The following is an 18,540-nucleotide window of genomic DNA, read 5'->3' on the forward strand; positions in this document are numbered from 1 at the left end:
GAAAACGATCATCACCCTCCTTTTCGTGGTAGTATATCGCAGAAAGACAGGCTCCTTCTCACCCACCTCTGCAGATACGATGAGGGAAAACAGGGCCGGGTCTCGATGACGGAAAACCATACACCCTGCCTGCTGACGGAGTCTGGGTACGGATCCTGGCGTGCTTGCAAGCGTTTTTTTGGGTGCACTACCATACCGCTTCATGAAGAGGAATGAAGGCGAGAGGAGCCATCCGTAGGAACCACCCTTCACGGGTGGAGGGCCACGACGCTCTCGCACTGGCACTCCTTCCCGCCTGCTCTGGTGCGGCTTTGGGGCGTGATGGCAATGCCCCTCCACCCGTGAAGGGTGGCTTCTACGGATGCATCGGCATTCCATGGTAACCATCTTTGTCGCGACTGATCTCAAACTGCGCCGTGCCCGTGCCCGCATTCGGGATGTAGAGGAGCGTGGCAAGCCCCTGGCCGAATTCGAAGGCTGCCGACACTTCGTCGAGATTGGTGAGCGGCGCTGGGGCCTGGCACAGCAACAGGCTGCCGACTGTATTCTCGACATTCATCATACCTTCTCCTACGATGCTTTTTTTCATGCTAGTATCTTGTCCTGATGTCGTTGATTAATAACGTGGTGATACCTTCCTGGTAGGCCCATGTGCCGGTGGCCTGGATGTGGGCGCTCAGGGGCGCAAATGTGCCGCTAAAGTGGCCCAATTTTTGTAGATCGCTGGCACTGGCCTGGATACCACCAGCTTGTAATGCGCTGGTATACGCCTGGATATCCATCTGCCAGAGTTGGCTGCGCTGTGGATGGAGCTCTAACAGATAGCTGGCGATTTGTAGCCCTTTCAGGTCGAAGTCCCCATTATAATAGATGTGTGCGCTGTCAGTATTGGTGACGAGCATTTTTATGAGTTTGATGGCAGCGAAACTCGGCCAGCCAGCAGTACAGATGATGGTGGGCCAGTGTGTACTGTTTTGTCTGCTTGCTTGCTCGGCAAGGAGGCTGGCGACCAGTTCTTCAAAGACCTGGGGATTTTCGAGTACAAAGATGGTTGGTTGGGCTGCACGACAGGTTTGCCATTGCGTGAGCTGGCTGAGCGGCAAAAGCAGGGTACGCGCTCCTGCGGCGCTGATAAGTTGATCCGTTGTCCCGGCTGGATAGGTGGCGCTGGCGAGGTTAAAGACCGCGACAGAGGATGAGATGGTGTCGACCAGCAGGTTGGCCTCTTGATAAAGCTGTAGCTCCTGTTCACGGCCCTGTAAGCCAGCGGTCATATTTTGACCATAGAGATCGGACAGGGCCAGTAAAAAGAGCCGTCCGGCTGGTTGTGGGGCGTCGAGATAATGGGGATTCCCGCTGATGCTCTGGGCAAAGATGGCGAGGCGCATTGGCTGATCGGGTGTTGGTAGCTGGTTGATAGCTTCGGTGATACTTTTGATGAGCTTGAGTTGCTGCTGTTGTTCGTCGGAGGGGCTGTTTTTGTAGCGTGCGAAGAGCCATGGCAGGCCATGCGATCCTTGTTGGAGCCAGCTAGCGCCACGCGTGGTATCCGATAGGGCATGTTGTATCGCCAGTAGTTGTTGATAAAATTGTGCCTGCTGGTCTGCTCTGGCTGCGCGCTGCTGAGGCCGAGTGATAAGTTCCTGTGCTGGAAAGGCTGCGACGAGCATTTCTGGCAGGGTACAGCTAAAGCCGCTGTTTTGCAGGGCTGTGTCGATATCGCGGAGCCTGACTTTGATATTGTCTGTATAAGAGGGCGGTCTGGCAAGAAAGCTTGCCAGCTCACGCCGTTCCACCTGGGTACTTGCTGTTAACACCACCTGACCCCCTACCTGTCCCTGTTCCACATATTTTTGGCGTAGTAGCTCTAGCAAGCGTGCCAGGGCGGCTTGCTGGAAAAACGTTGCGGCACGTTCAGCACATGCAATACGCCTGGCCCGTTCGCCTGCTTCGCCAGATATCAATGTTGCTCCTCTCCGGTGGATAGCGCCTGTTGATCCGCTTGACGATCACTCCAGAAGGAGGCCGAGGCGGTGGCGACGGGTGAACCTTTTTCATGGATCATCAGGTAGCGGGCGCTGGCGGCGATGCGGGAGCCGGTCCCGCTAACCTGTGGCCCGGTCATGATCCATTGAAAATCCTGCGAGACCAGGAATTCCATGATGCGCCGGGTATTAGCGGCGCTGACCTTGTCAAAGGCTTCATCCAGGGAGAGCAGGCGAGGTGCGCCTGGGGCGGCATTGCGATAGAGTGCGCCCAGCGCGGCGAAGAGGGGCACATAGAGCGCGAAGAGCTGTTCCGCGCCACTTCTGGTGCCCGCCACGCGATCAGTCAGGCGCTGGCGCTGTCCGCCAATCGGTGTGACCCAGACATCGAAATGGAACCATTCGCGATAATCGAAGACTTGCTCAAGGGCCTCCATAAAGTTGGTATCGGGATGTTCCTGTTGTCTGAGGCGTACCGCTTCAATTTCTCTCCTGAAGGCACTCATCAGCGTCTCAGACTCTTCACGGGTCAGAGTCTGGGCCGACTTGCGGAGCAGGCGATACTGCTGGGCGAGATGGCTACCCAGGCGGGTCATATCATAATCGTGCGGTGGCTTCCATTGCAGGGAATAGTGCTCTCCAATCATGGGCAGGTTGCTGAGGACTTGATTGATTTCCTGTACCCATTCTTCAGCTTCGAGGATCTGACTGCGGATCGTCTCGGCGATCTCCTGTAGCAGGAAATCCTCGAATAGCTGGCGTTCTTCCGCTCCCAGTAGCGTGCGTTGAAGCTCGATACGTTCACTCAGGATCTCCAGTAGATCAATTGGGCGGCTTCTGTTTTCGTTGAGAAAGTGGACCTGTCCCTGATCATCCATGTCGGGTCCATATTCGAGCAAGATTGATTGTTCGTGATTGAAAGTACGCGAGAGCGCGCTGTAGGCTTCACGGTATTCATTTTCGAGGGGGTCTTTGCGTGCGGCGGCCTCGCTCTCGCGCTGGATCTCTCCCAATAGTTGTTGAGCGGCTTGCATAGAGTTCTTATTTTCATCAGTGATCGCTTGCAGGATGTGCAGCAGTTGTTCGACAGGATACGCGTTCAGGCTGGCTGATAGATAGCTTTGTTTCTCCTGACGGCTCTGTTGGGCAAGCTCTAATTGTTCCTCGAACTCGCTGAGCGTGGTAGAGAGATTGTTGAGGCGTTCGTCGATGCGGGTATGGTTGAGCCGCGCCGTTTCGAGTTCGCTGCTAAGGATGTTGAGGCGTTCACGTAAGCGATGCAGGCGTTCGCTCAGCTCCTCTGCATCAGCGGCAGCGGCGATCTGTTGGAGTTCGCTCTGTTCCGCCTGGATCTGTAGTGCCTGCGTGCGTACGCGTTCATAGAGGCTGCTGACATTGCTGGCATTGGCCTCGGCCCGCTCCAGGGCTGCCCGTTCGCTGTGATATTCACGCCAGATGTGCCCGATGGCATTGAGCTGATTGAGGACGGTCTGGGCCTGATTTTTTAAGCGAATCATAGCGAGGAGCGCGATCTGGATGCGTCTGGGATCGCTGATTAGCGCATGGTTGCCTTCGCTGCTCTGTTCCAGTTTTACCAGCAGCGCATTGTAGCGTTGCCGCAACTCTTGCGTTTGTTGGTGGGCTTTTTGATATTTTTCGCGGCTATTTTCCAATGTCAGGCGTGTCTGCGTCAGTTCGGGATAGGATGTTTCCAGGCCGCTCTGTGAGAAGAGCTTGCGCAGTTGAGATTGTTGGGTCTGGATCTGTTCTATCTGTTGTTCATAGGCGATCAGCCGGGTGATGATCTCGTTTAAATCGGCTTCCAGCCGGGCTTTGTGGATATCGAGAGCGGCGATTTCGCGCTGGCGCGCCCGGATACGCGTCGCCTGTCCAATATATTTTGCCAGACCTGGACCAGCCTGTCCTTTCAATAAACCGTGCGTCCACTGTCCAGAGTCGTCTAGATGGAAGTTACCCTCCGTGGTTGAACCCGTGGCGTATTGGAGCACTTTGAGCAGGTGATCGGTAAGCATTTCCCAGTGTGTGATATCGGCGCGGCCGGATAAGGCGGGATCAAGGCGGAGCAATTGCCGCTGATTGCCAGCTGGATGGTTGTTCTCCGCATATTTGTGTTGGATAGTGAGCAGGTCCAGGCGGCTATCGCTGAGCCCCTCGGCACTTAATAGACTGTCCGCCTGGGATATCTGAGTGGGGGATATCACCAACGCATCAAGGAGTCCAGCATCTTCTAATGCTTGCTCGACATGACCGGCATCCACTTCGGACGTTCCGGGAACGAAGTCGAGGAGGGCATAGAGAGGGATGGCTGTGATGCCGTGCTGACTGAGGCTGGCGCGGGCCTGCTGGCGGCGTTCCGAACTGGTGGGCGTGTATTCTGGTTCAGCCAGCTTTTGCTGATAGCGTTCCTGGAAGGCAGCGATTTCTTGTTGTTTGCCACCGACCAGCATCTGAAGCTCACTGAGTTCGCCCTGTGCCGTGTCCAGTGCTTCAGCCAGATCATTTTCGAGCGTCTCAATCAACGTGCGATAGGCTGTCAGGGCAGTGGAAATCTGCGCGACAGCGATCTGTGTGGAGGTCTCTTCTTCATCGCGAGCCTCTTCGGTCGAGCTATCAATCTCGGCCAGCATTTCGGAGAGTCTCTCGTCAGTGATAAAGGGGATGAGCAGATTATGGAGTGTCTGGCAGGCTGTTTCACAGCGATCCCATGCATCCTGGAAGTGCCGTCGGGCCTCATCGAGTTCCTGGAAACGGGTGCCCTCCAGATTGCGGGCGTTTTGGACCTGCGCATCGAGTTTCTCGCCCTGTTTCTGGAGGTCTTCCAGCCGTTGCAGCCAGTGAATACGCTCCTCCGTGATTTCTCCGCTCAGTGTGTGCAAAGCTCTAGGAATCTCTGGCGCATGCTGAGATTCCGCTGTGCAGGCGGCGAGTTGCTGTTGAGCTTCATCTAATTGAAAGACTGCCAGTTCCCACCAGGCTTCATCGCGAGCGATCGTGGTCAGGGTTTGTAACTGGCGTTGATTATCCATGTTAAGTTGCTCAAAGTGGGTCTGTTGTTGTGCGAGATGCGTGCTGATTTCGCGAATGGATTGTTGCGCGGCGGCACGATTTTGTTCCTGGAGCTTGAGCTGAATCTCGATTTCCTGGAGACGTTCACGCACCGCTGTCAATTGGGTTGCTACCTGTAATCCTTCGCTGGCTTCCAGGGCATTGATCTGTCCGCTGACCTGCGATTGTTCAGTTTTTCGCTCCTCGATCAGGTCAGCGGCCTGGGTAAGGTCATTGCTGGCGTTACGTAGATCGCGACGCAGGCGATTGACACGTTGTAGGATCGCGTCTTCAGCCAGTTGTGCGACTATATATTCGCAGGCCGCCAGACGGGTGCGGGCCAGTGCCAGTTGTTGACGGCTGCCATGAATACGGTCGGCAGAATTATAGGCTTCTTGAATATGTTCAATCTCATTCTGGATCGCGTCGATGCGTTCGATTGTGCCGATGACGCGTGAGGTGGTTTCACCAGGAATCTTGCGCAGCGACATTTTCAAATAGTCATGCACACGTGAAAAGTTCAGTTCAGTACTTAGATTCGGTCGGCGCAGCACCAGCAACAGATTGATAAGCTTTTCAAAGTCTTTGATATCCTCATAACCAAAGACATAGCGTGCCACCTGTCGTTCATAATCTGCCTGTGAATCGCAGATAATGCCATGGCCTTCCATAACCTGCTTAAAGCGCAAGTGATCGTACGCACGCTGCTCATGGTGATTCCCGGTTTCATAGACCGTGTCCAGTTCATGGCCCAGTCGTGAACCGTCCGTGATCAAGAAGCGCAGGGGGCGGATACGTTCTGTCGTATTCGCGTTGCCAGCAATGCTCACCCCGATGGTCAAAAAGCGCGTCGAGATCCGATCTCCATTTTCCCAGCGCTGGCGTATCTCCGGGGCGATAGGAGGATGTTCATCGTCGCACCATTCAAATTCCAGGGCGATATAGGCAGTGCGGCGTTCGTGGCTAAAGGGCGTGGCTGATTCGGTACCACCAAGCACATAATATTCGATCCGTCGTTCTCGTCCACCAAAGGTATCCAGACGATTGGGGCGCAGATCGCCATCCAGGCCAAGGGGCAGGGCGGCTGTCAGGACGGTTGATTTGCCGCTGGCATTTTCGCCAGCCAGAAAGACACGTCCGTGGGGAATCTCGAATTCCTGTCGCCCATAAAGCCAGAAATTTGTCAGGATGATACGGCGCAGGCGATAGCCCTTCGGGCCGCCATCCAGAGCTTGAAGCATAGTGACGAAGGTGGTGATTTGCGCCTCGGCGCTGGTAGCCCGGCTGCCATTGCTGCCGGGTGCCTGAGCTACAAAATCCTCAAATGTTTTTTGCATCTATCTTATCTATCCTTGTCTTATCTCAGTGAAGTATCCCTAAACTACCTATGTGCTATCCGCTTAAAGCTCTAATGGGCCTGAGGCGCCTGATCTTTTTTTCGTTTTGTGTTTGCCTTGTTGCGCGTACGGGGATTACTCTTTTCCTGTTCTTCAAATTTATCGTAGCTGGCTTTAAAGCGAGCCGCCGTTGGGAGGATGAGCAGGTGTCCACTGGCATCTGGTCCGCGCATTACGCCAAGCTGACGCATTTTGCGATAGACATCGTTCAGCAGGCTTTGGGCGCTTTTATGGCGCGCCTCATTGCCCCAATTTTCTCCATATCGTTCACGTACCGCATCAAAAAGCTGGACCATATCCTCGGTGGCGACGACGACACAACCATAGGAGTCGGGCGTATTCCATGTGCCGCTGCGAACCTGTTCGCGCAACGCGTTACAGAGCAAGAGAGCGATTTGATCGTTGCTTCCATAGGGTGTGAGCAGGTTTACCGGGCCGCTGGAGCTACCAGCCGGGCGCACAATACAGGCGTAGTCGCGCTGAAGATCTAAGAGCCAGCCAAAAGTATTCAAGAGTTCTTCTGCGATCTGTGAGCTTTGCTGTTGCAGGGCATGAAAGGCTACTGGATCATCAAATTTACAGAAGGCCGGACCAAGCAAGAGGACGCGCCAGGCACGCGCCAGCGGTTGTGTCGTATCATTTTCGGCGATGTACGTCGGTTGGATGCTTGTATGTGGATCATTGAGTCGTTGGGCCACTTGCGTCACGCGCCGGGCATCCAACGAGGAAACGAGCGAGCGTGCAATATCAGTAAATTCATACAGCACATCGGCATCGGGGGATTGTTCCACCCATTCACGCGTCTGTCCATCCACCAGTTGTAGTCCTCCCAACCCTTCAAGATAGTTCAACGCCCGCTGAATGCTATAGCGATCCCCGGGGCGGCGAAAATCGAATGGCTCATTGCCTTCCGCCTCCTGAGCCGATTGCTCTTGAATTTGTTCCGCCAGGTGTGAGAGCAGAAATTGCTGATCATTGCCGCGTCCACTTAGCTGACGCTGTTCGGCATACCAGAGAATCCAGGTCAGGCAGGCAAAGTCACGTGGCTCTTTGATGCGTTCATAGAGATAGCCCGGCGTGGTTGTGCTCAGAGTGCGAATCAAGCGCATCACCGTGCTGCTACGCTGAATGCGCCAGCCTGTATGTCGATCATGCCAGCTTTGCAAACGATGATAATGATGTTGGACCAGGCGAAAATGATCTCCTTGTGTGGAGAGCAAGACCCTGTGTTCCAGCAGCGTCACATGTGCTTTAATGATATCGCTGCTGGCTGGCTGTGTATTATCCCTGGCAAGCATGGTACGTTGGCTTGTGATTGGTTCCTGCGCTAACTCTTCTTGTTGTATTGCCTGAACTTCCTGTGGCACTTGTTCGACCATTCCCAATCCTCTCTACGTCTGTGTCCTGTAACTGTGGAGCTAAATGGCTAAATTTATTCTATCTGCCCGTCTTGTTCTGGCACATAGCTGTCGGGCCGCGTTGTACCGGCGCGTCGTTCCAGAAGGTAACGCGGCAGAAACACCAGGCCATCAGTGGCCTGGAGGAGCGTATAGGTGGTTTCACGTGGATTGAGCAGTACCACGACACTGTTATCCGGGGCGCGAAATTGCTGTTCATGATGGCTCAGGCAGCTATCGATCACTTCCAGGAGCAGATCGCGCATGGCTGGTTCTAGGATGGGCTGTGCGCCGATGTCGAGTTGGGTTGAGGAGAAAAGGCGTGCGAAATATTCGCGTTGTTCCTGGATTTTTTGTTCATACTGCACAATCAAATGGCGGATAATGGTGCGATTATCAATGATGGGATCTTCATGCGGCAGTTCGTTGCGTCCCGCGCGATTGACTGGTCGCAGATAGAGTATTTTACGAGGATCATCCAGCCAGGCCGAGGTTTGATCCTGTTGATAGCTATCGCTGGGTGTTCCGGCCAGCCCTTCTGGGAGATGCATGGGGAGCTGATTGGCAAAGGCGAGAGCAAAGAGCTGTTGCGCCGTCTCGCCATCCCGGGCGCGCAGGAGTTGATGGGCCAGGGTATTAAGCTGATTGGCATAGTTGGCATTTGGACGGGCCGCCGCAGCCAGGGCTGCCGCACGCCGAACCACCTTATCCACCTCGGCCAGCGCATTGCGACGGAATGAATCGGCGTTTTTGCCTGGTGCAAACCAGAGTACCAGCGCATCCATCTGATGGCGAGCATCCTGTTCTATCTCTTCAAGCGGGCGCATCTGTTCCATGTTGAGAGCGGGTGGATCAAGATGGGCGGCGATGATGCTGATCAGGCGTTCTTGCTGGCCTGAGACATGCCATACGCGTATCTGCTCGCGAATGCGGGGACCATAGTGGGTCAGTGCCTGTGCGAAACCATGCACATAGGCCACCACAGCCGCTTTATACTGTTGATAGGCCTCAATTTCAGGCTTGCTGAGTTGCGAGGCACTGATCATATTTGCCAGATACTGGGCGGCTTCCCGCGCCATCGTATTCCAGATCTCAAAGGCGCGCTGCCATTCCTCTGCCAGCTCTCGCGTCTGAGTGGTTGTCAGGGACGCTGCTGGCAATTGTAGGGTCTCGTCAACGCGTTGTAAGGCTTGCCAGAGTCGATCCAGATCACCCTGGCGCAGAGAACCACTGGCGGCGTTTGCACGCGCCTGCTCGGCCAGAAACGTCTCGATAGACATTGCTTCAGGGGTAGCCTGATAGAGCAAGGCAGGCGAAAGGAAACTGGCGATAGAGGTAGCACGACTTGAATCGTAAATAGTGGTCACATTGCCCCATTCTTTCAGGGCCGTCAGATCATTCTGACATTGTTCAAGTGTATAAGTAGGGTCAAGCTGCTCGCGTACCGCATCCCGCACCTCGTGGGCTGTCAACTGGTAGCGATAGAGATTACGATGGCTGTGCCAGAAGGTGCGCATGATATGGCGATACCAGTTGACACGATTCGATGAAACCAGATAACTGAATATGGGCAATCTGTCGGTAAGATTAAATGCTGTTGTGGATATATTGTTTTCTGCCGTAATATCTATAGTTGACAAATCTCTAAACGCCCTTTCCACCATCCTATATTATTATTGCCGTGCCGCTGTGCTTATCCAGGCTAACCATCTTGAAGCCTTATTATATCATGCTTCCTGAATGGTTTGGCAATAGGAATTACTACCTATTTTTGGATTGATCGAGGCGAGCCTACGGATATAGGTTTTTTGGGATGAAACAAGATATGCAAAGAAAGCCCGACCGCAAGGGATCGGGCCTTCTGTTATACCGTACAGCCCTCGATCAGCGCACCTTGACCTTGAATATCAATGGTTCGCCCATCTCTGCCATTGGCTCGCAGATCCCCTATGTACACATCCTGTTCTATTATCATTAATACATGTGGTAGGGAGCCCGTCTATCTGTGATCCTTGCGGATAACGGGCTTGCGACTGGTGTTTGAACACGTCGTTAACGTTAACAGCCTATACTGTTTCATTGTGAAGAATAGAGAGCAATTCTTTTAGTATGAGCGCGTTATCTACATCGGCGGTCAACTCTTCAAACCAGGGCGTAGCGCCTTTCAGCTGTGAGGTGATGCGTGTATAGGTGGGGCCAACCTCAATATGCGCGATTTCATCCCAGGCCAGCATATCCTCCTCCTCGTTATTGGGGTGGATATGAGTGATGCCTTCCTCATTGAGGATCAGATTGCCGAATTCTAAATCCTCGCCGAGGTTATAGAGTTCAAGCATGCCGGGCCGGCGATAATCGGTGTAGGCTTGTTCAATCTCATCGCACAGTTGCATACGTTGCTGCACTTTTGGTTCAAAGATGATCACAATATCTTTATCAGTCATAAATGAGAGATTGTCGCGTGAGACTCGTTGGGGATGTTTGGGGTCCAGTGTCCCACGCATCAGGCTCTCAATCTCGTCCCAGCGTAGCGCATAGGCATGGTTACGTCCCTCCAGACACACAAAACCATCCTCAAAGATATGAACCTGTTCACGTTGATGATATTGATATTCACGTAGATTGCGCCATCCCTGTAAAAAGCAGCCAAAGAGTACAACCAGACTAATTACTCCGATTGCCCCGATTGAGCGCAATGTTGGTGGATCGCTTAAAGTCGACTGTAATGGAATTTTACGTAGTGCATCAATTAAAAAGAAGAGCCCCAGCAGGCTCACTGCAAACCAGACAATGGCGTTAACGAGTACACGTGTGCCGCTGGTGGTCGATTGGGCATAAGATGAGCATCGTGGACCCAGGTTATGATCGCTGGCTAATTGTTGGACTTCCGCATAGAAGGGTGGGGAAGATTCGCTATCGACATTCTGAGTATCTTGCTGTGACTTCACGCTTTGCCTAGCCTCCGTTCGTAAGACCTACCATTTGTCGTATTATAGCACTATCAATCTATTGCATATATGATGGGTATTACTTTGAGTCTGGAAACGAGCTATCTGTTATGCGTGTAAGCAAGCAAGCGAGGGAGGGAAGGAGGGGCGGGATTGCCGCCCAGCCCTCTTGCTTTTCAATGGATGATAGGAAGTTGGTCGAGGCGCTCAGGAGGGATTAGTGGCGAATTGGTAGCCAATGCCAGGTTTGGTTATGATGTAGCGCGGATGAGCGGGATCAGGTTCGATCTTGCGGCGCAGGCGGTTGACGTTGACCTGAAGCATGTGGCTTTCGCCGACATATTCGTTGCCCCAGACATGTTCGAGCAGGAGATCCTGCGTGATGACACGGCCCGCATTTTGGATCAGATAGGATAAGATGCGGTATTCCGTTGGGGTGAGGATGATTTCTTGTTCGTGAATGGTGACTTTGCGCTGGGCGTAGTCGATGGTTACATCGCCAATGGTGGTAATGGTGCGAACGGCATGGGGCTGCTCGGGTGTTAAGAAGTTAGTACGACGTAGCACAGCGCGGACGCGAGCCAGTAATTCTTCGATACTAAACGGCTTCGTCAAATAATCATCCGCGCCCAGATCGAGTCCCTTGACTTTATCGCTATCCTGACCGCGTGCGGTAATAATGATGATCGGCACAGCAGAGAACTCGCGTACCTGCTGGCACACGGTCAGCCCATCCATTTTAGGCATCATGACATCCAGCAGGACGAGATCAGGATGGCTCTGCTCAATCTGTGTCAATGCCTCCTGTCCATCCCTGGCTGAGATCACATCGTAGCCATCGAATTCCAGGTTACGCGAAACGAGGCGTAACAACTGTGGATCGTCATCGGCTGTTAAAATAGTGGTTTTTTTTGAGGTCATCGAACTCAATCCTTTACTGTATTGTGTATTAAGTATGTGTTTTGGGCCAGCGTTGTCTCTGTGGTGCGTGGTAAAATCACAGAGAAGGTGCTTCCGCTTCCCAATGTGCTTTCCGCCCAGATCGTACCGTGATGCAATTCTATAATATGTTTACTGATCGTTAAGCCCAGACCCAGCCCATGTATCTCATGGATCAGATTCATCTCGATCCGATGCAGGCGTTCAAAAATACGTTCCAACTGGTCAGGAGGAATGCCGTTGCCATAATCGCGAATGGTTACGGAAAGCAGTTCAGAAGTGTCTGCGCGGCCATTTAGTGATGGCTTCAAGTGCTTGCTCACTTGCTCCCTCTGTACAGGCATGATGGTAATATCGATAGGACTGCCAGTCGGTGAATATTTAAATGCATTATCCAGCAGGTTCTTAAAGGCTGTATGCAGGCGTGGCTGTTCGGCCAGGACCAGATAATCTTCAGCCGTTGTCGTGCCATCCGCCTGTATTTGCCGCAGGTTCACGGCATGCTCACGTTGCAGGATAGCTTGTTCCTGTTCAACCTCTTCTGTTACTGTCCGCAAGAGCTGGAACAGGTCTACCAGGGCCGGTCGTATGATCACTGATCCATTTTCCAGTTGCGTCAGTTCCAGGATACGATCAATTGTTTGAGCCAGACGGTCGCTACCCTCATTGATGCTGTGCAGGAAGTCGAGACGTTCCTCTGGTGTGATCATCTGGTCATACAGTAAGAGGGAGGTAACATATCCTTTAATGATCGCCAGGGGACTGCGTAGCTCGTGGCTGAGAGTGGCGAGCAGTTCCGTCGGCAAAAAGACATCAGGACTGTTGATTGGGAGTGTGGTTCCTTCCTGCGCTGCTTCTTCCTGATGCTGTGTCATATTTTTTCCCCCAGCATTGTCTGTGGCTTGCAGATGTTTGACGCTGGTTATAAGCTATTGAGCGTGATGATGTCAAAAAGAATTGCCAGTCCGACATCTCCATGCTCAGGTTCAAAAAGCCAGCGTGATGGGCAGAAAGAGGTACAAACCCCTTGTCATGTCATACGCTTGTGCTCTACTATAGATTATAGATGGCTACACTGCAAAGGGGAAGTGCAAAATGGCTTTGTTGCGTCACAATGTAATCACAATGCCTGGAAAAGAGAAGTTTTATGGGACAATTCAAGCAGAAGACTGCTTCTTCCGAGGCGGATCGTTTTGAAGCTTTAAGCCGTATCAGTATCGCTTTGATGAGTGAGCGCGATGAGGCCAGTCTTCTCCATCTTATTGCTCAGACAGCGGTTGACTTAACTGGAGCGACCTATGCTGCCTTTACGTTGCGTCCTACCAACGAGCAAGGTGAGATCACCGCACCTTCTGAAGGCAGCCTCTTTTATCTGGCTGCTATTGTAGGGGTCACCGAGGAGGAAAATGAGTATTTCCGCCATTTGCGCCTCGGGGGAGAAGGATTACTGGGTCCCATTTTCAGGCATGGTGTTGCAGTGCGAATCGGGAATATTCCACGCCTGATGCATGAGAGTACGACAGAATATGGTGTCAGGCGGAATGAGGCGCGGGCGGCGGCCTTTGAGTTTGCCCATGGGCAGGTGCCAGCGGATGGATTACGAACGATTGGCATGCCTCATGGTCATCCGACGATGTGTAGTTTTCTGGGTGTGCCACTGTTGAATCGGGATCAAGTCGTACTGGGCGGGCTGTTGTTGGGACATCCCGAGCCGGAGCAGTTTACCGAAAATGATGAGCGTTTACTGGTCGGCATGGCGGCTCAGGCAGCGGTGGCTCTGGAAAATACGCGCCTCTATCAGGCGACCTATATGCAGGCGCAAGAGGTGAATGCGGTCTTTCAAGAGATTGCTGATGGTGTGACGCTGGTCGACCAGAATAGTTGCATTGTGCGCGAGAATGCCCGTGCCCGGCACATGCGTGAGCGTCTCCTGAAGGATGGTCATACGCAGGCGCTGGAAGAGATGTTGTATGCCCCGGCGGCCAGAGCATTAGCGGGACAGCCTGCTAATACTCTCTCGGTGCAGGTTCCTGATGATCATCAGGAGAAGCGTGAATATGTTGTCAGAGCAACCCCGCTCCACTTTCCAGAATTTACACGCCGTTCGGCTCCTCTGGGTAATTTGTCCCAGAAGCAGCGTACCAAGCTATTCCCACAGGCCGTTGTAGTATGGCATGATGTGACGGAAGCACAGCGTCTCATGCTAGAACAACGCATTCATGCGGAGACCGAGGCACAACGCTCATTGTTACAGACGATATTGGATGAACTGCCCAGTAGCGTCTATCTGGTGCGTGGGAAAGATGCCCGCCTGGTCCTGGCAAACCAGGCGGCTAAAACCGTCTGGGGAGCGGAATGGCCGCGCGATAAGCCAATGCAAGAGTTCTTAGACGAGAATCAGATCAGCATTTTTATGGATGATGGCCGTCCTTTGCCGTTTGCACAACTAGCAACCTTGCGGGCCGTGCAAAAGCGCGAAACCATCTATCAGCACCAGGAAGTCATTCATTATGCGGATGGGACAACCCTCCCCGTCCTGGTCAATGCGATTGCTCTGGCGGAGGGTAAGCTCACTATCAACCATCATGCCAGCCCTGCTGATAGATCAGGCGTTAGCGAAGACGAAATTGCAGCGATTGTCGTTCATCAGGATGTCTCGGCATTAAAAGAAGCAGAACGTCTGAAGGATGACTTCATTGGGATTGCGGCTCACGAGTTGCGTACACCGCTGGCGATCCTGCGGGGAGCCGCGCAGATGCTGGTTGTACAGACCTTGCGTGGCAATGGATCGACGTTAGAGGCCTGGCAAATGGAATCCTTACAAGATATTGACCAATCCACAATGCGTCTGGTCGAGCTAACTGAAGATCTATTGGATGTCACACGCTTACATGCTGGACGTCTGGAACTCCACCTGGAACCCTCCGATATGGTCGCGCTTACACGGCGCGTGTTGAAGCGTATTCAGGCAAGCACGCAACATCATCAATTACAGATGACCAGTCTGACCGATTATCTGATTGCCAATGCTGATCAGCGCCGTATCGAGCAGGTATTGGCCAACATTATTAATAATGCGATTAAATATAGCCCCGCTGGTGGTCTCATTGAAATTGAGATTACGCAAGATGCCGCGCAACAGGTAGGATATATAGCTATCAAAGATCATGGAATTGGGATTCCACTTCAGCAGCAGGCGCACATCTTTGGACGTTTTGTGCGTGCTGATAACGCTCGTAATATCAGTGGTACAGGACTGGGATTATATCTTTGTCGGGAGCTGATCGAGCGGCATGAAGGGCGAATCTGGTTTGAGTCGCGAGAAAACCAGGGAAGCACCTTCCATATTGCATTACCGTTGCTTGTGGATCTTGACAGGTAAGCATATGTTGGGGTACTGGAAATGGGTGTGATATGGGTATGAACACGACGCGGATGCTCGTCTCGTACGGCCAAGCGCACCCGTAGGCTCAGATCCCATCATGTCAGCGCGTTGGGGCGAGAGGGTGGTACGTGAACGGGAAAGCGCACCTCGGTTGCGACCTCGGCACGCACCTACATCGCTCCCATTTCATGGTTCAGGGTGCTCCTATAGGAGCATGGCTTATTGAAGCGTATTGCCCTCTTCCCTCCTGCCTACCAGCGAGCATTGCTGACAATGGCGTCAGTATATGCTATATCAGGAGAATGCTTAGTTATAGTGTAGGGATCAGCTTGACTGTGAATCATCAATAGTGTACTACTTATATGCTTAGTAGTGTGTCGATTGATAAAAGTACCTGAGCTTTTTAGGGATGGTATCCTTTGTTTGTTTCCTTATTCTGAGACTTCTTAGGATGACGATACTATGACACAACACAATAGACGCCCTTTGTTTCGCGAACATGCCCTACAACACTACATGCAAAGGCGCGAAGAAGATGTCCTGCCACGCATTGTGTCTCCACCTGTCTTTCTCATTGTCTGGATTCTTTTTGCGCTGGTGATCGCAGGTGGTGTGATTTCCTGGCTCGCGCGTGTGCCTGTCTATGTGAATGGGACTGGTATTGTGCAGTCAGGTGAGCAGAGGGTGAATGCACAACAGAGCGTTGTGAATGTGCTGATCTTTGTACCGGTCGATGCCAGTAACCATGTGCGAGCCGGGATACCTGGAAAAGCACAATTTAGCTCATCCGGACAACATTATGATGGCACTATCACAAGCATAGAGCCATTGGTGTTGAGCCCGGAAGCTATTCAGACGCATTATAAATTGGGATGTAGCGTGGCGCAAATGGTAACCGAGCCGTCGGTTGCAGCCCATATGCGTGTGCTTGTGCCAGCCAATGATCGTTTGTTTTCCGGCACCCCTCTTCAGGCGCAATTGCAGACCGGCACACAACGCTTGCTCTCTTTATTGCCTGTTTTTGATGGTTTGATGGGAGGTTCCTAAATGCAACCTATGGCAGAACAAAACGGCGCTTCACAGGAGCCTCGAGGTCCTAGAGATGAGCAGGCACAATCAAATAAGGCTGTCCGGACGCGTGCTCGGGGCATTTTGGCCCTTTTCCCTCATCCAGGCGATTGGGAAGAACGCTTCAGGTTCTTGCGCCAGAAAAAAGTTCCTGTAATTACACAGATGAATATTGTTGAGTGTGGGGCGGCCTGTCTGGCGATGCTGCTTTGCTATTATGGCCGCAAAACGAGCGTCAATGATATTCGCAGACAATATGACATCGGGCGAGATGGGCTTTCCGCCCGCGTGATCGTCCAGGCAGCCCGCAACTATGGCTTACGGGTGCGTGCTATCTCTATCCAACAAAACGATTTCCGCTTCGTGACCTTGCCAGCGATTGTGCATTGGGAATTCAATCATTTTATTGTGGTCGAGCGTTGGACTCCCCAATACGTGGACGTGATAGATCCTTCCTCGGGACGCAAGCGCCTGACCGCTGAACAGTTCAATGATGGTTTCACTGGCGTTATCCTGATGATGGAGCCTGGCACTAATTTTTCTCACCAGGGGGACAAACGCACGTTTACCCTGCGTTCGTATGGTGCTCAATATATCAAACGCGCTCCCGGCGTGCTGATACAGGTCTTCCTGGCTTCCTTATTGCTTCAGGGTTTTGGTCTGGTCGTGCCATTATTGACCAAAGTAATTATTGATCAGATCTTACCACTGCATCTTACCACCGTGATGCCCATTCTGGGACTGGGTATGATTGTATTGATCATTGGGGAAAGTCTGGTTCTCTTCTTACGCGCTTTACTGGTCATTTACTTGCAGAATCGTATTGATACCAAGATGTTGCCCAATTTTTTTGAGCATCTGCTGCATCTGCCACTGGACTTTTTCCAGCAACGTTCCAGTGGAGATATGATGACACGTGTTTCCAGTAATAGTGTGGTACGTCAGCTGATCAGTACTCAATTAGTTGCCAGCCTGTTGGATGGCGCACTGGTGATTGTCTATATGTTTGTGCTTTTCTGGCAGTCCTGGTCGTTTGGGGTGCTGGTACTGGCGATTGGTTTTATTCAGATTATTCTCATGCTGGCGTCTAATCGGACGATTCTCCGTTTTTCCAAGCAAGAATTGGAGGCGGCCGGTAAAGCTCAGGGATATGTGACAGAGCTACTGATGAGCGTTGAAACTGTCAAATCTGCTGGTTATGAAATGCAAGCCTTTCAGCAATGGGCTAACAATTTCTATAATCAATTGAATATTGCTAATCGTCTTAACACCTATACCTCGATTGTGGATTCTTTTATGTCGTTATTACAAATTCTCTCACCGCTCTTGCTGCTCTGGCTGGGGACTATCCAGGTATTGAATGGAACGATGCAATTAGGTACTATGCTGGCGCTCAATGTGCTGGCGGCGACCTTCCTGGCTCCTTTGACCGCGCTGGTGGAAAGCATGAGCCATGTACAGATTGCGCGTACCCATATCGAGCGTATCGGAGATGTCTATGACGCGAAGACTGAGCAGGATATCCTGTCCGTCGAGCCGCCTCCCAGGTTGACCGGACATATTGAGCTTGATCATACGAGTTTTCGCTATAATCCACAACTTCCGCAAGTATTGAGCGATTTATCGTTAGTGATCGAGCCGGGACAACGGGTCGCGCTTGTGGGACAGACTGGATCAGGCAAGAGTACACTGGGAAAATTACTGCTCGGTTTGTATGAACCGACCAGCGGCGAGATTCGCTTTGATGATATTCCACTCCAGAAAATGAACTATCAGGCGGTGCGTGAGCAAATGGGTGTCGTGATCCAGGATGCCGCTATCTTCAGTGGCTCGATTCGTCAGAATATTACGTTTGCACATCCTGATGTGACGCTGGAAGAAGTCATGGAGGCAGCTCGCCTGGCCTGTTTACATGATGATATTGACGTGATGCCAATGCGCTATGAGACATTTGTGGCGGAGGGTGGGAATGCATTGTCAGGTGGACAGCGCCAGCGCCTGGCCCTGGCACGTGCTCTTGTTCATCGTCCGCGCATTCTCCTGCTGGATGAAGCGACCAGCTCACTGGATGTAGTCACCGAGCGTACCGTGGAGCAGAATCTTGCGCAACTTGCCTGTACCCAGATCATCATCGCGCATCGCCTGAGTACTGTTCGTCATGCCGACCTGATCCTGGTGTTGGACAGAGGACGCATCGTCGAGCGCGGTACTCATCATGAACTGTTGCGCCAGGATGGCTATTATGCCGAACTGGTGTATAGCCAGATGGAGGAGAACGAAGAGGAAGAGCAACCTTTTTAAGCTTGATACGTAGTTGGGATTAGAATTATTTTCATCTCAAGTACGCTCCGCACTTAT

Annotated in this window: 12 protein-coding genes; 5 read left to right on the top strand and 7 right to left on the bottom strand. The window is 52.3% G+C overall.

The window, feature by feature from the left end:
* Nucleotides 1–361 precede the first annotated feature (361 nt).
* Complete coding sequence (locus F1593_RS15620) at nt 362–607, top strand: hypothetical protein (RefSeq protein ID WP_149402496.1); 246 nt, start codon at nt 362–364, stop codon at nt 605–607.
* Here the strand turns inward: F1593_RS15620 and F1593_RS15625 are convergent.
* The 4 genes from F1593_RS15625 to F1593_RS15640 form a co-directional block, all read right to left on the bottom strand.
* A complete protein-coding gene (locus F1593_RS15625; RefSeq protein ID WP_172632146.1) occupies nt 591–1,964 on the bottom strand; it encodes a TIGR02679 family protein in 1,374 nt (457 codons plus the stop codon). The two genes, F1593_RS15620 and F1593_RS15625, sit on opposite strands and share 17 nt — an antisense overlap.
* Complete coding sequence (locus F1593_RS15630) at nt 1,961–6,388, bottom strand: TIGR02680 family protein (RefSeq protein WP_149402498.1); 4,428 nt, start codon at nt 6,386–6,388, stop codon at nt 1,961–1,963. Before F1593_RS15630 ends, F1593_RS15625 begins: the two co-directional genes overlap by 4 nt.
* A 71-nt stretch (nt 6,389–6,459) precedes the next feature.
* On the bottom strand, nt 6,460–7,827 hold the full coding sequence (locus F1593_RS15635; RefSeq protein ID WP_149402499.1) for a TIGR02678 family protein: 1,368 nt from the start codon (nt 7,825–7,827) through the stop codon (nt 6,460–6,462).
* A 53-nt stretch (nt 7,828–7,880) separates the two neighbouring features.
* On the bottom strand, nt 7,881–9,485 hold the full coding sequence (locus F1593_RS15640; protein WP_172632147.1) for a DUF2397 family protein: 1,605 nt from the start codon (nt 9,483–9,485) through the stop codon (nt 7,881–7,883).
* A 173-nt stretch (nt 9,486–9,658) separates the two neighbouring features.
* On the opposite strand from F1593_RS15640, the gene F1593_RS28370 reads away from it, so the two are divergent.
* On the top strand, nt 9,659–9,823 hold the full coding sequence (locus F1593_RS28370) for a hypothetical protein (protein ID WP_172632148.1): 165 nt from the start codon (nt 9,659–9,661) through the stop codon (nt 9,821–9,823).
* An 88-nt stretch (nt 9,824–9,911) separates the two neighbouring features.
* Here F1593_RS28370 and F1593_RS15645 read toward each other — a convergent pair whose 3' ends face one another.
* The 3 genes from F1593_RS15645 to F1593_RS15655 all read right to left on the bottom strand — a co-directional run bounded on the left by F1593_RS15645 (nt 9,912) and on the right by F1593_RS15655 (nt 12,604).
* Nucleotides 9,912–10,790 carry a DUF6585 family protein gene (locus tag F1593_RS15645; RefSeq protein ID WP_149402501.1) on the bottom strand — a complete coding sequence of 293 codons (879 nt, stop codon included), beginning with the start codon at nt 10,788–10,790 and terminating at the stop codon, nt 9,912–9,914.
* A 207-nt stretch (nt 10,791–10,997) separates the two neighbouring features.
* Nucleotides 10,998–11,711, bottom strand: coding sequence for a response regulator transcription factor (locus F1593_RS15650; protein WP_149402502.1), 714 nt, complete (start codon nt 11,709–11,711; stop codon nt 10,998–11,000).
* Between the two features lie 5 nt (nt 11,712–11,716).
* On the bottom strand, nt 11,717–12,604 hold the full coding sequence (locus tag F1593_RS15655) for a sensor histidine kinase (RefSeq protein WP_149402503.1): 888 nt from the start codon (nt 12,602–12,604) through the stop codon (nt 11,717–11,719).
* Nucleotides 12,605–12,876: 272 nt separating this feature from the next.
* Between F1593_RS15655 and F1593_RS15660 the strand changes: the two genes are divergently transcribed.
* From F1593_RS15660 to F1593_RS15670, 3 genes are all read left to right on the top strand, one after another.
* Entirely contained in the window at nt 12,877–15,111 is a 2,235-nt protein-coding gene (locus F1593_RS15660) for a sensor histidine kinase (RefSeq protein WP_149402504.1), read from the top strand.
* Nucleotides 15,112–15,576: 465 nt separating this feature from the next.
* Nucleotides 15,577–16,161, top strand: coding sequence for a hypothetical protein (locus F1593_RS15665; RefSeq protein WP_149402505.1), 585 nt, complete (start codon nt 15,577–15,579; stop codon nt 16,159–16,161).
* Nucleotides 16,162–18,483: a peptidase domain-containing ABC transporter gene (locus tag F1593_RS15670; protein WP_216368878.1), complete on the top strand. Its 2,322-nt coding sequence runs from the start codon at nt 16,162–16,164 to the stop codon at nt 18,481–18,483. It abuts the gene before it with no gap.
* Nucleotides 18,484–18,540 lie beyond the last annotated feature (57 nt).

It is taken from the genome of Dictyobacter arantiisoli (genome assembly GCF_008326305.1).
Lineage (GTDB): Bacteria > Chloroflexota > Ktedonobacteria > Ktedonobacterales > Ktedonobacteraceae > Dictyobacter > Dictyobacter arantiisoli.